Source organism: Paraburkholderia haematera (assembly GCF_905220975.1).
GTDB classification, from domain to species: Bacteria; Pseudomonadota; Gammaproteobacteria; order Burkholderiales; family Burkholderiaceae; genus Paraburkholderia; species Paraburkholderia haematera.
In genome coordinates this window covers 257,134-271,100 of the sequence record NZ_CAJNBK010000004.1, presented here as the reverse complement: position 1 = coordinate 271,100, position 13,967 = coordinate 257,134, and the positions used below count along the sequence as shown (strand labels likewise).

The 13,967-nt window shown below is 58.9% G+C and carries 11 protein-coding genes; 6 read left to right on the top strand and 5 right to left on the bottom strand.

The features are described 5' to 3' along the window. Window positions 1-6 precede the first annotated feature (6 nt). Window positions 7-288 carry a hypothetical protein gene (locus KHO23_RS10905; protein WP_236066790.1) on the top strand — a complete coding sequence of 94 codons (282 nt, stop codon included), beginning with the start codon at window positions 7-9 and terminating at the stop codon, window positions 286-288. 100 nt (window positions 289-388) lie between these two features. On the opposite strand, the gene KHO23_RS10900 is transcribed toward KHO23_RS10905, so the two are convergent. Then, on the bottom strand, window positions 389-1,483 hold the full coding sequence (locus KHO23_RS10900) for a hypothetical protein (RefSeq protein WP_211611021.1): 1,095 nt from the start codon (window positions 1,481-1,483) through the stop codon (window positions 389-391). 767 nt (window positions 1,484-2,250) lie between these two features. Here KHO23_RS10900 and KHO23_RS10895 point away from each other — a divergent pair. The 3 genes from KHO23_RS10895 (at window position 2,251) to KHO23_RS10885 (ending at window position 7,014) form a co-directional block, all read left to right on the top strand. Then, window positions 2,251-3,780: an ATP-binding protein gene (locus tag KHO23_RS10895; RefSeq protein WP_211611020.1), complete on the top strand. Its 1,530-nt coding sequence runs from the start codon at window positions 2,251-2,253 to the stop codon at window positions 3,778-3,780. A gap of 586 nt (window positions 3,781-4,366) precedes the next feature. Next, complete coding sequence (locus KHO23_RS10890; protein ID WP_211611019.1) at window positions 4,367-5,023, top strand: c-type cytochrome; 657 nt, start codon at window positions 4,367-4,369, stop codon at window positions 5,021-5,023. A gap of 857 nt (window positions 5,024-5,880) precedes the next feature. Then, the gene (locus KHO23_RS10885) at window positions 5,881-7,014 is read left to right on the top strand and encodes an FAD binding domain-containing protein (RefSeq protein ID WP_211611018.1); all 1,134 of its coding nucleotides are present in this window, start codon (window positions 5,881-5,883) and stop codon (window positions 7,012-7,014) included. A 397-nt stretch (window positions 7,015-7,411) separates the two neighbouring features. Here KHO23_RS10885 and KHO23_RS10880 read toward each other — a convergent pair whose 3' ends face one another. Both KHO23_RS10880 and KHO23_RS10875 read right to left on the bottom strand, forming a co-directional pair. After that, window positions 7,412-7,990, bottom strand: a complete 579-nt coding sequence (locus tag KHO23_RS10880) for a TetR/AcrR family transcriptional regulator (protein WP_211611017.1) — start codon at window positions 7,988-7,990, stop codon at window positions 7,412-7,414. After that, the gene (locus KHO23_RS10875; protein WP_211611016.1) at window positions 7,980-8,828 is read right to left on the bottom strand and encodes an SDR family oxidoreductase; all 849 of its coding nucleotides are present in this window, start codon (window positions 8,826-8,828) and stop codon (window positions 7,980-7,982) included. The genes KHO23_RS10880 and KHO23_RS10875 overlap by 11 nt, the downstream gene beginning before the upstream one ends. A 369-nt stretch (window positions 8,829-9,197) precedes the next feature. On the opposite strand from KHO23_RS10875, the gene KHO23_RS10870 reads away from it, so the two are divergent. After that, window positions 9,198-9,947 carry a carbonic anhydrase gene (locus tag KHO23_RS10870; protein ID WP_211611015.1) on the top strand — a complete coding sequence of 250 codons (750 nt, stop codon included), beginning with the start codon at window positions 9,198-9,200 and terminating at the stop codon, window positions 9,945-9,947. 169 nt (window positions 9,948-10,116) lie between these two features. On the opposite strand, the gene KHO23_RS10865 is transcribed toward KHO23_RS10870, so the two are convergent. Next, the gene (locus tag KHO23_RS10865) at window positions 10,117-10,296 is read right to left on the bottom strand and encodes a hypothetical protein (protein ID WP_211611014.1); all 180 of its coding nucleotides are present in this window, start codon (window positions 10,294-10,296) and stop codon (window positions 10,117-10,119) included. Window positions 10,297-10,376: 80 nt separating this feature from the next. Further along, window positions 10,377-11,090: an alpha/beta hydrolase gene (locus tag KHO23_RS10860; protein ID WP_236066789.1), complete on the bottom strand. Its 714-nt coding sequence runs from the start codon at window positions 11,088-11,090 to the stop codon at window positions 10,377-10,379. A gap of 1,394 nt (window positions 11,091-12,484) precedes the next feature. Here KHO23_RS10860 and KHO23_RS10855 point away from each other — a divergent pair. Continuing rightward, window positions 12,485-13,888, top strand: coding sequence for a GGDEF domain-containing protein (locus tag KHO23_RS10855; RefSeq protein ID WP_211611013.1), 1,404 nt, complete (start codon window positions 12,485-12,487; stop codon window positions 13,886-13,888). The last annotated feature ends 79 nt before the right edge of the window (window positions 13,889-13,967 follow it).

The window sequence follows — 13,967 nt, the reverse complement described above, 5'->3', positions numbered from 1 at the left end:
GATGTCATGGAACACACCGAATTTCTCGCGGCCACCCGGCAGTTGGCCGCAGCCGCCGAGATTCTAGCCAAGGCCGGCCCCCAGAACTCGCGCTCCGATGCGCTCCAGATGCTCGCGTTCTTTCGCGGATTCGACGATCCTGGTCCCGGCTTGAAGGCCGTCGCAACATTCGACGACACGTTGTTCGCGCGCACGGGTCATGCCGCGCTCACCATGGCTGGACGCAATGAGTTTGCCGCCTCGCACGCGCTGCTCAAGCAGGCTCGATCGCTTTTGCGCGTTACGTGAAAGCGCCTGTCACGCGCGCTGCGGCCGGTCGGTCGCCGCGGAATTGCTTACGGCGACCGCGTCATGCGTCATGCGTCATTCAGCGATCAACGCGCGGTTGTTACTGCTGGTCGTCCGTCGGTACAAAGGCCATCCCGTGCGGGCTGACCAGATTGGTTACCAACGGAAGGAGTGCTCCGCTACGCAAATCAAGTTGACCGACATAAGCCGGCACCGCCGGCGTGCCATTCGTAGCAGCCACGCCGGTCGATGCGGAGAACGCTGCGTCACGTTGCCAGACATTGGCACTGATCTTGTACACGATGTTCGCCTTCGTATCGGACACCAGCAGGTACCCCCGTCGCGCAGTGGCGAATACCGTATCGTCAACCTGCACGTTGCCGAGAAGTGGCAAGTATTGCACTCGCGGTTCTTCGCTGGACGAGCGCAACAGGACAAGCTGACCATCTCCCTGATCATCGAGCAGTACATCACCCGACGGCGTCAGCGTCATCGAATCGGGATCGGTCAGATTGAGGGTCGCCACAGTGCCAAACGGAATGTCGCTGGCGTCCAATGTGCCGCGCACTACCGGGGTAACGTCGATCGTGTAGGTGTTGGCATCAAGGTGCAGAACGCGGACAATCGCGGGACCCAAATTCTTGCCACTGCTGTTAAGGGTGGGATTGGACGCACTGAAGTAGGCCTGGCCGTCCTTGAACACGATGTCGTCGTAACCGCCGCCGTGCAGCGTCTTGCCAAAGGAATACGGCTTGGAGGCCTGACCGGTCGCGGGGTTAATGATGACGAGGTTTGGATTCGCATCCTCATTCTGCATCGCCCAGATCTCACGCGTGTACGGATTGACCTTCAGGCCATCGTTGTGTCCCGCGACTTGATACGTCTTCACGACACTGCCGTCTAACGAGTATTCGACAATCACGCTCATCGCGCCATTCGAGCCATCCGGTGCACCGGTGTTCGCATAGCCGACCCAAACGTGACCATCAAGCACGGCCAGTGAGTCCGGTGCGCTGATCAACCCGCCGGAACCCGCCGCGAACACGGTCAGGCTATAACCCGGGGTGACGATCGGCTTTGTCGAGGTTTGCGCGTCGGCGAAGCTCGCCGCGAAACAAAGTGCGGCGAACGCTAGCGTGGTGCGACTGACAATACGGCTTACTGCGGATGCAGGTTGAGTGCTCGGCATGTTCATCTCCTGAAACAGCTATGCGGGCTGGAAAGGCAGTGACATCGGCATGTGCGAAGTGGCCGGTAAGAGAACGTAATGAATGGAAGCATGCGCGCGTGACTGAATGGTGACGGCACATGAAATCACGCCCACCAGCATGCCGTCATGCCTCTGCCAGGCTCGTCGCCAGTGGCCATATGGGGATTCCCGGTGGTCAACTGATCGTGCGATCGGCGACTGGATCAACGCACTCGTTGTGACCACCCATTGCTGACTGCCTACGGCAAGGGAACGTACAGGAATCGACCAGTGCATTCGCCCCCTCGATCCCGCGGGAGTTCACCGGTAACGGGCATTGTGTTGTCCGTCCCTCAATCACTCCAACGCTAAAACGCCAGGCGCTCTCCCGCTTTGATACCCGGATATAGCCGGGTCATACGAGTGGCAAAGACGGACACCTGTTTGTAGGTCTGGTGCGAAGTCCGTGCGTGCGATACCGTGGGGTTGTCGCGGCTGTTTCCATAGCTCCTGTTGTACAACCCAGAAACGGACAACGATAGCGAGCGTCCGGCACGTTGCTTTTCTCGATCAGGTCGCCTGATCGGTTCAGAATATTGTGGCTCGACCGGCTCACCCCCGTGTCGCTTGAACAGCGGTATCCGGCGGATTGGCTGCTGCAGTGGGTGCAACATTGACCGAATGCACGCGTGCCCGGCACACATTCTCCGGTGGAACGACGGGTTCGGGCCGCCAGCGCGCGCGACAACTTCACCGGCAAAGGGTGTGCCAGTATGGAAAAGATCGGCCGCACTAGCGTCTCACTTGAAACACGAGAGGCCTTTCAGAATAACCGCCGCCTCCAAATCGGCGCGCGTGCATTCGACATTCTTGAGGTGCTGATTCAGGCGCGAGGAAAAATTGTCACCAAGCACGAAATAATGTCGCATGCATGGCCGAACCTCATTGTTGAGGAAAGCAACATCCACGTCCATTTGTCCGCGCTCAGAAAACAACTCGGCGACGACGGCCGTGCAATCCAGACCGTTCCGCGGCGAGGTTACCGCCTGGTCCCGCTGGACGACGAAGCTATCGTTCATCGTGGCAAGAAGTCCGCGATGCTCCCTACGTCACCGTCGATCGAGTTTGAGCCACTCCCTGTTTGCTATACGCCGCTGATCGGCCGGGAAAATGAAATCGGCGAGATTGCCCATGCGTTGCAGGACACGCCGGTCGTGACCCTGCTCGGACCCGGCGGTGCAGGAAAGACGCACCTTGCGATCGAAGCGGCTCGATCAATGAGGGCAAACGGTCGTGTCGACGTCTGTTTCCTGTCTCTTGCTCCCGTGCTTCGCCGTGAGCAGGTGCTGAACGCCGCTGCGGAAGCGTTTGGCATCGAACCCTTCGACGAGCAGCTCCTCCTGCCGAAGTTGCTCGATGCCGTCGCCGATCGCCGGATACTATTGGTGCTGGACAACTGCGAGCACGTGCTTGAAGAGGCGGCAAGGCTGACCGAACGACTCGTTCAGGCAAGCGCAAATCTCCGGGTTCTGTCCACCAGCCGCGAAGCGCTCCGGAGTCGCAACGAGACTTTACTTTGGGTGGCGCCACTCCTCGTTCCCGGCCTCGATGCAACTCACGAAGAAATCCTGGCTTGCCCGTCGGTCGAAGCGTTTCTGGCATTTGCCGGGTCGTGGACGAGCGACCTTACGAATGAGCCTGAGAATGTCGATACGATCGCATCGGTCTGTCGCCGACTCGACGGCCTCCCGCTGGCCCTCGAATTGGCGGCGGCAAGAGCGAGGGTGTTTGGCTTGCGACAGTTGGCCTGTGAAGTGGCGGATGACCCGTTCCGCACTCTCACAGGAGGACGTCGGACCGCGCCTGCGCGTCAGCGGACGCTACTAGGCATGCTCGACTGGAGCTATCAACTACTCGGCGAACTCGAGAGGGACGTGCTGCACAGACTCGCGGCGATTTCCGGGCACTTTCACCTTGGCGATGCGCAAACTGTCGCGGCTGTCGACAGGGTCTCGAAAGCAGACGTTACAGAGGCTATCGCAGGCCTGGTATCGAAGTGCCTGGTCATCAGGACGCCAGGTCGCGAGAAAGACGACTACTCCCTGTTGGGAACAACCCGCGAATACGCATTGCGAAGACTCGACCGCCTCGTCAAAAATGCCGAAAGCTCATTGGAAAGAATACGCCATAGGGATCGCTCGGCTGAAGGCCGGAGCACGGCGCGCGCATCCCGCAGTGGCAGCCGCGCGGACAGGGTGGTGCCGGATCTGAAGTCTACGCAGAATCCACACGGAGCGTGGTAGTTCATCAAGTCTGAGTGAGCGGTGAACTCCCTCTCAGTTGCTGGTGCAAAGCGCCTCGACGCGAGTCATGTGCTTCCAATATTCTGGAGCAATGCGTCTTAAACCCCAAATGGAGGGTATATGAGTCAAAGCAGTGTTACACCCGGGTTCTTAAGAGTTAAGGAAATACTCGACGAGGCAATTTCCGCATGGGCAAGCTCTCCGTCGAACGGACGCCCTCCCAACCTGTCAGGACACGGCCCGTCATTTTCGTGGGCGACCAAGGCCGCCCTCCTTGCAGCGTTCGGACACGGCGAGCGCGTCGGAATTAATCGGACTCAATGGTAAACGCGCGGGCTTTCTGGTCATAGCACTTGAGCGATACGGACGTACGCTCTGATTTGAGACGAGTCGCGCAATAACAAAAGTAGCCCGATGTGAATTGAATATTCCTCTCCAGGCGGCCGCCGACACGTTCCAATCTATATCAAGCTCATAGCACCAGAACGCCGTTGCTGTTGATATCCGTTTCGCGGTGTGCAGCGTAAAGGACGCGATCGGACAGCTCGAACAGGCGTCATTAAACCAGATGCGAGGAGACACGTAGATGGGTAGAAACAAGTTCGAGCGAGGCATGACTGGCTCGGCAACACGGACGATGCTGGTCGCCGGAGCCCTGCTGTGGGCCGCAACGGTCGCGCGCGCCGACGATCTGACTGCACGTATCGGCGAACTGACGACACAGCGCTGTGCAGCCTGTCACGGTGTCGACGGAAACAGCACCGTGGGCACCTATCCGCGCCTTGCGGGCCAGTATCCGGAGTACCTCTACAAGCAGCTTACGCAGTTCAAGGGCGGTCCGGGTGTGCCGCCGTTGCGGCATAACGAGGTCATGCAGGCAATCGTGAAAGACCTGTCGCCGGACGACATGAAAGCACTCGCGGCCTTCTATGCGGCGCAAAAACCTGGGCCGGGTGCGGCCTCGAACGCAGCGCTGGTCGATGCCGGCGGGCTTGTCTATACGCACGGTGGCACAAACGGCGCGCCAGCATGCATTTCATGCCACCGCGCAACGGGAGGCGGTATCGAGCCCGACTTCCCACGCATCACAGGCCAACATGAAGAGTATGTCGAAACACAACTCCATGCATGGAAGAGCGGAACGCGCGGGGGCAAAGGAAAGTTGATGAGCCTGATTATCCCGCTGTTGAGCGACGACGAAATTGCCTCCGTTTCTGCTTATGTGGCAGCGCTGAAGCAATGAAACCCCGAACGGCCGGGCAAACGACCGGGTCCTCTGATGGCATCTTGAGTGACCGTCGATCAGGTCCTCGCAAGCCACCGGGAACGGCAAGATCCGAAATCGCTTCGGCCGCCCTAATTACGAGCATTGCACGTCCGGCATGTCGGCGTCGCCCCGATTTCTGGGGATTCTCCGGAGGGCGGCCGTAGCATCGATTTCTGCCTCGTTTCGTTCGCTGGTGCTCAACGATTGTTGATTGCTTGAGGACGATAGCGTTGACGCCGGTTCGTTGACAAAGCATGTCACGCGCTTGCCGTCGTGCAGTTGAACGGTCGTTACGTAACTAGGCTGCGGCGCCGCTGCCGACGCGGCGCCAACTGAAGTAACGACCAGAACACACGCAGCAGCGATCTGTAAAATTCCAGGCATGGAGTTCCTCTATTGTCGAGTTTGATACCGAAACGTTGCACCGATTCTGAACGAATTCACCTTAACGTAACCTTAACGTTGCAATCGAGCGCATGAGTCTACTTTCCAGAGTTCTCCTCCGGCTAATCGCGTCGATTCGCTGCATCACATCAGCTCCGTGTGTTGATTAGAATAGGATGGATAGCGTCTCGGGAATAGCTATGCCTTGGGATCGGCACCACACGAAAGAGCTTGCATGACCATAACCTTCGTATAGCCTGCATTGATGAAACCGGAATTGCGCACGCAACGGTCGGCATTGATCGAAACCGTGCGTTTATGAAAAAAGGCGCACTGTTCCAATGGTTAAATCTGAACTAGTCGAATGGACGATCTTGTTCGATGCCACGGGTAAGCGTCCCTGCGGTGTTCAATGGGTGGGGATCCGACTATTTCACCCCCTTTAATCTATGAAAATCGTCATCGCTGGTGGATCAATTGCGGGGCTTTCAAGTGCGCTCACGCTCGGTTGCATCGGACACGACGTGCACGTGTACGAGCGCTCTGACGTCCCGCTGCGAGGGAAAGGCGGCGGGGTTGCCGTGCTGCGTCACATGATGAAATTCCTCGAACAGCATGGCCATTACACACAGCACATGATCAGCGTGCCAACGATCATGCGACGGCGTATAGACATCAATGGAGATGTCCTGACCGAGGAGCCTGAGAAACTGCCGTTCTCGTCCTGGGACACCGTATACCGGTCGCTCTGCGCCATGCTGCCGAAAGACAGGATCTCATACGGACAAGAAGTCGTCGGCTTTACCGAGCATGACAAAGGGATTGAAATTGACCTTGACCGGGGAGAAAGTGTAAGCGCAGACATTCTCGTCGCTGCAGACGGAATCGGCTCGCGCACACGGGCGAAGCTTTTCCCAAACTACGAATCAAGGTTCGCAGGATACGTCGCCTGGCGAGGCATTGTTGACGAATCAGCCTTCTCGCCGCAAGAAGTCGAAGCGCTCGTGAATAACTTCACGATGTTCCGCGATCCGGGACATATGTTTATGGCATTCCTGATTCCCGGTCTCGACGGATCACTGGCGCCGGGCAGACGGCGTTTCAACTGGCTTTGGTATAGAAACGAAGCCGATGTGGCGGCGATGCACCGACATCTGACAGACGATCATGGACACCAGCATCATGCATCTATTAGTCCCGGTCATCTATCAACTGAGTCATTCGAGGAATTGTGCGAACTGGCAACCCGACATCTCCCCGTTACGTTTCAGCAACTTGTGCGCGAAACGCGGGCACCATTCTTCCAGTCAATATTTGATGCCTTAAGTCCCAGCTTCTCTGTCGGTCGGGTTGCGTTGATTGGCGATGCCGCCTGCACAGTTCGCCCCCATACCGCTTCCGGCACCTCGAAAGCAGCGGATGATGCCGTTGCATTGGCCGAAGCCCTATCGAGCAACACCGAATTTCACGTCGAACAGGTACTCGCATTGTGGGCAGCAAGTCGACGCGAGGCAGTGGGTCGCCTACTCGTGAAAGGGCCCGAACTCGCCGCGTCGTTCGGGTTGGGAAGTACCGATACGTGAAATCGACAGGTGAGAATCGGCAAGAAACTCGGTAGTGGTTGTGACAAATGTGGCGGAGCAAACGGTCGTGCGCTCGGCATCGAGATGTATCACGTTCTGCGCTCCGCACTTCCTGACATTCACTACCATTCGGGCGACACCGTCATCTCGGTCCAGGACGGTCCCGATCAGGCCACCATAACGCTCAGCGACGGAAGTGTGCACTACGCCGATATCGTCTTCGCCGCCGATGGATTCAAATCCGCAATCCGGGAGCGTCTTCTGCCTGACGTCAAGCTTGAATATGCCGGTTACGTGGCATGGCGCGGACTCGTGGACGGAATAAGCTTGTCGCAGCAGACGCGCGAAGCGCTCTTCGAAAAGTTTGCGTTTTCGATGCCGCCTCTGCGTCAAAGCATCATGCTTTCGCGAGACAGACAAGCCCAGCGACCAACGTGTCGACCATCGCACGCAGCCGATCCCGGTATGGCTGCGCGGCATTGTCGCCCGTCTGGAGCGTTCCGAGCCCAGCCGCAATGAACATCGCGTCCGCCCCGTCCCGATCGATACCGGCCTCGCTGAGAAGCGCACTCAGCAACGAGCGTATTTGCCCGTCAAGGGTCTGGAACGCTTGCGTCGCCAGCGCTTCGCGCGACGCGGTCAGCTCAGCAATATGCGGCGACTGGGCGACAAGCCGATGCGTTTCGCCGATATAGCAGTCGAGCACCTCGATGATCCGTTCGGTGGGCGGCGTGACGCCGCTCGAAATCCGTTCGGCCTTCGAAAGTGTGCTCGCACAAAGCCGGTCGGCGATCGCCGCGAAAAGCGCCGCCTTTGAATCGAACGAGAGATAAATCGTGCCTTTGGCGATACCGACCTCGCGTGCGATATCGTCAATCGAGGTTCGCTTGACGCCGTAGCGCAGAAACAGCATCAAAGCTGAATCGAGAATCCGGTCACGCTTGTCGTCGCTGGTGAGGGTCGTATCAGGCTGCATTCGGGAAGGACTTGCGAGGCCCGACGAGGATTTCGGAGACACTGAGATCATGAGGCTGGGTGACCGCATATAGAACCGCACCGGCAATATCGTCGGGCGACGCGAAGATGGCCGAAGCGTGAGTTTGAAGTTGCTCGAGCATTGCGTCCGATAGCACGTCGCCGGTCTTGAATTCGGCCGCAATACCGAACGATTTGAACATGCCATTGACGAATTCAGGCGGATAGTGCCGCCCGAAATTGGTCGCCACTGCGCCTGGCATGATGGTCACCACGCGTATCGGTTCGTCCGCGAGTTCGTGACGTAACGCCCGGCAGACGGAATTGGCCGCGGCCTTCGTCGCGCCATAGACGTGATAGGCGTTGCCCTCACCCGCGTACGAAGAAAGGGTCACGATATGCCCGTTGCTCGCGGTCCCGCGCATTGCACGGATCGCGGCCTGACTACCGGCGAGTACGGCGATCACGTTGGTCTCGAACATGGCCTGCCAATCCGACGTCGTGCCGTCTGCAATAGTACCGGGATGGTGAACGCCTGCCGCATTGACCATGATGTCGAGGCGCCCGGTTCGGCTGGCCGCCTCGTCGACGAAAGCGTGCAGCGCGTCGTAATCGTGCAGATCGAAAGCACCGATGCTCGCTTTGCCGCCTGCGTCTTCGATGATCCGGGCGACGTCCTGCAGCCGCTCTGAACTGCGCCCGGCGATGAAGACGTGAGCGCCCTCGCCTGCGAGGCGACGCGCAATCGCTTTACCGATGCCGGAAGACGCGCCTGTAATCACCGCTGTTTTGCCCAGAAGGGTGCCCATCAGATACTCCACGTTGTTTGAAATGAACATTATTCCAATCCGGTCATTTGGTCAAACCGATTTTTCCGCACTCGCGTCGCGAGGCGGTTAGAGCGGGCGTCGCGTGTTGCGGCAATGGACGCTGCAGTCTTGATCAGCAAGCGGCACATCACCCAGGTGTCCAGCCACGCCAACCCGCCATTCGCCGCCACGGCCTGTTCTTCGCAGATGCGTGGTTTTCCGGACGCTGCGCCTGGCGGCGGTATAGACTCAAGACAATGTCAGTGAGTTGATCCACGGCGTAGCGTTGGACCGCCAGGTGAGGCGCATATGGCAGGTGATCGGTGTGCCCGTTGCGGTGTGATACATCAAGGCGCCCGTTTGCGGCCGAAAGCGCCTAACCATGTCGGAGGTATTCAAATGTGTGATGTATGTGGTGATGCACAGCACGAGCCTCAGGTATCGCGCAGAGGTTTCCTGAAGACCGGCGCGCTGGCAGCGCTCCTGCCATGGAGCGTAAGTGCCACCATCGCCGCCATCGCGGCCAGCCCGCCAGCACCTGGCGTATCGCCACCACCGAACTCGATCTCGCCTGCGGATGCGTTGAAGCGGCTGATGGAAGGCAACGCGCGCTACGCCGCCAACATGCCGAACGAGCGTGATTTCTCATCGGGTCGCGCCGCCCGTGTGCAGGGGCAGTATCCGATCGCCTCGATCCTGGGCTGCGCCGATTCACGCGTGGCGCCGGAGTTCGCGTTCGATCAGGGGCCGGGCGATCTCTTCGTGTTACGCGTTGCAGGCAACATCGTGAATCCGGACATGCTTGCATCCCTCGAATACGGCGCTGAGTTCCTCGGCGTGCCGCTCGTCATGGTGCTAGGCCACACCGGATGCGGCGCGGTCGACGCCGCAATCAAGGTGCTAAAGTCCAAGGTGGTCCTTCCGGGCCATTTGCCGGAACTCATCACCGCGATCAAACCGGCCGTCATCGCCGCCGAGCAAACGCAGACCGGCAACTTGCAGGACAACGCGGCCACCGAGAACGTGCGGCGGCAAGTGGCTCGACTGAAGCGCTCACCGTCGATCGTCCAGAAACTTTACGTGGACAAGAAGATCGACATTGTTGGCGGCATGTATGACCTCGCCACCGGCAAAGTCGCCCTCGTCTAAACGAGGGGCTGGAGCGTAGGCGCGAGACCGAATGGCCGAGATCAGGCCGAGATCACCCTTCGCACAAGCCCTACCTGGACGCGTTCTCCGCCGCTGGACTATTCTTGCGACACCGCGATGCGGGAACCGCGTTCACCCTCGCGAGTTTTCTTTCGCTTCCTTTCAGTTGTCAGCGATGCGTGAAGACCCATTTGCTCAGCGTCGCGAATCCGCTCACAGAGAGTACGCATTCGTTCGCCTGCGTGTTGCGACGGCCCGCCTTATGCGCGCGGATTCGTCTGTTGAAAAGGCTCTCGCGACTTGCTGGGTCAATGCCTGGGCGCGCGCGATAGGCGATCTTCACTTTCATGGATTCGTCGAAGGGCGGGTCAGACGCAAGGCGAGGCGGTAGTCGCTCGAAACTCCTGCATTGCGGATTCCAGATTTGAGTCAATGCGCGACGATCCATTCCGCGATCGCGCGAACCACTTCACCTTCTACGCCGTTGAATCCGTGGTAGGCAAAAGCCTCACATGGATCACCCTTGGAGCTCCCCCCGGATACGATCATCAGACCGTCGTCGGACGAACCCGTCAATTTCTCCATCAGCCCAGACGTCCCGGATACCGGACAATATCGGCAGGCATCGTCCTTGTGATGCACGACGAGCACGGGGACTTTCAATGCGGAAAGATTCATGCCGGTTACCGGGCTACCTCCTTTGTCGTCCTGAAGAATGGTGGAGGTCAATACGATCCCATCCGGGCCGCCTCCGCTGGCAAGCGCGATGGCAATGGCAGCGACGGATTGCGTGCCTCGGCTCGTCCCGACCAGCCAGACCGGTACCTTGGTTTGCTCCCGCATCCAGGCAATCACCGCCTTGCCGTCCGCTGCATGCTCGGCGCTCAACCGGAATCCGTTCAGAAACGGAACTGACTGACGATCACTCGGCGCATCGATCACCGCCACCGCCAGGCCGTTGCTGACAAATGTCTGACGGCTACGCACCAGAAAGTTGCCTTGCCCCCAGCCAAACGTTCCATAGGGATCGAGCTGCAATCCGCCATGCCCGCCCGCATAGAGAATGACCGCGGCCTTCGGACTTTCAGGCGCGATGTAGAGGAAGCGCTGCGTGACGCCTGGGCGGGTTGCGATGTCGATCACTTTCGGCGCGGATTGCGCCTGGGCGAAATCCGCGCCGATGCAGAGGGTCCCGCCTAAGCAGACGTGACGATAAGGACTGCAATCAGTGATTTCATTTGCATACCTCCATTCTGGTACATGTAGGCGGCATCGGCGACTTGCCGCAAGACTATCGGCGCTCGAGGCACAGCGCACTGTGCCAGACAGGCCATGCAAGCAACATGCGCACCAAACTCGCTGGCGTAACAGGTTGGGCGGGACTGGACAACTAAGCCACCTGTGGCCGGCGAATAATGTTTCGTCGACGAAGCGTCGCGGGTCATTGCAAGCGCGGCGTAAGAGGCGCTTCGCCATTCCTTGCGACAAGCCGCATCAGCGGAACACAAGCTGTCGGCTCGGCACAACGCACATGTATTGACACGCGTTCCAATTGCAAAGAAACTCGACGTCATGCTGACGCTCAACCTCTCCTCTTTCGCGCTTCGCCACATGGCAGTCCGTTCGGGCATGCCATCGGAGGCCAATGCGCGTTAGATAAGCAGGAACGCAGCTCGAAGGCCTCGCCGGAAATACGGATGAGGCCTTTTTTGTTTGTGGCGTCTCCGTAATCGGCATCACCAGCGGAGATAACCATGAACGAAAGAAGCCCAAAGTTGACCCCATCCGGTTCACCTTCAATCGACGATTGCAGCAAGGACCGTCTTGCAAGTACTGCGATCTACCCAACCCGGAGCCCGGTGTCGGCAATACGTTTGAGAGCCGCCACCGAGCTCCACGAAGGCAGGTGCGATACGGGTTTTCGCCTCGCCCGGATGTTGTACCCATACGAGTACTGGAGTCTTCCGATGCAGGAAGACCACTTCGGCCGGACCGTCATTCCGATGGTTTCGGACGATGACGCTCCGATACCGACAGGACCACCTCCCCTCGGTCTTCTTGCGACTGCGGGCCGTTTGTGGCGGTTGGCGACGCTTGGAGTCCGGGCTACCGGGAGAACCGTATCCGCGCTCTCCCGCAAGCGGTCGCAGGATTGACTAGCGTATTGAAGTTCCGTGCAACGGTGCTGCGCTGTCGCATCGCTAAAGCGCAAAAAACTATGCACGATGCATAGATAGTACCGAAAACGCGATGCGTTGACAGCAGGTTGCGCAAGTCGCCGCGGCTGGCAACCGTAGGCAGCAGCGTCTATCATTTTCACAAGACATCTGCACGGTTTATCAGACGCCGACTGCACGACCCACGTTTCGCCAACGCGCATCGCAGTCCGCTTTTTATCGCACGCTGTTCGCCCGGGCGCCCGCCGCACTGTATGCTTGCCCTTGCACACGGCATGGTGCCGTGTCCGGGTCGGCGGATTCACGCGTCAACCGCTCGGCGATGCGAAAAACCACAGTCATATTGTCGGAGACGGGCATATGAACACAACCATTTCAATCGAAGAACCGCCTCGCCTCATCGGGATCGTGACCAAGGTCTACTCAAGTTTGCTGATCGTTGGTTTTGCGCTCATTCCCGCCTACCTGATTGTTTATCTGATTTACTTTCAGGACCCAAGCCTGAAGTTCGAAAACCACGCCTTTCACGAAATCGCGATCGCATCGGCAACGCTCGAGGGGCTGTTTGTCACCTATGTGACATGGCGTTGCTATCTGTCGTCGGGTGAACCGCTGTTGCGCTGGCTGACTTTGGGTTTTCTGGGCTTTGTACTGGTCTATGCGCTACACGGCGCGTTCACCGGCATGGCTCACCATAATATCTGGCTATTTCTGCTCTACGGCCCGGCATCGCGTCTGGTGATGTCGGTGTTGCTGCTGGTCGGGCTCCTCTCGTACCACCGCGCGCCGGACGCGATCGAACAGCGCTCGAAGCCGGGCCCGTGGCTGAGGTGGATCGCCGTGTTCGTCCTGATCGATGTGGTTGTCGGAGTCATTGCGAACTCGCCAATTGCGGGTAACCTCGCGGTGCGGCTTTCGATGGAGGGTGGCGCGCTCATCTTCTCGACGCTGAACGTCATGGTCCTGATGCTGCGTCGCATTCGCTCGCCGCTGATGGTGATCTACGGCATCTCGATCACTTCCTTCGCGCTTGCATCTCTCGCGTTCATTCTCGGCAAGCCCTGGAATCATATGTGGTGGCTGGCGCACGCGATCTTCGCTGCCGGCTTTTTTCTGTTGAGTTATGGCGTCGTTCAAGCGTTTCGCACGACGCGCTCCTTTTCGACGATCTACAGCCAGGAAGAACTGATGGCACGGCTCGCCGAGGCGATGGCACGCACGGAAAACGCGCTGCAGGAACTCCAACGCACCAATCACAAGCTTGAGCATCTCGCCGCCACCGATCCGCTGACAGGTGCCGCAAACCGGCGCGAGTTTATCCAGCAAGTGGAGGCCGAAATCGCACGGGCCAGGCGAGGCGGTGCACCGTTCTCGCTGCTGGCGCTGGATCTCGACCACTTCAAATTAATCAACGACAGCTACGGCCATCAGGTGGGTGACGAGGTGTTGCAGCGATTCGTGCAGAAATGCCTTGATGCCATTCGCCCCTATGACGGCGTGGCGCGGGTCGGGGGTGAAGAGTTTATGGTGTTGTTACCTACAGCCGCGCTGGAGGCCGCACGTTCGATCGCGGAGCGCGTCCGGGGCGCCGTGGCTACCGAGGAGTTCTATACCGGAACCGGGCGGGCCGTCGCCGTTACCGTCAGTGTCGGCATCTCCGAGTTCGGCCGCGACGGCGACACGATCGACACCCTCTTACGTGTCGCCGACGAGCGGCTTTACCAGGCCAAGCACAATGGCCGCAATCGGGTGGTGGCAGGATAGAAGCGGCTGACTTTGAAACTTATTGGCGCCTACGGGTTTTTCCCGATCACACCTACGTCGAAATCGGCATTGCCGAATC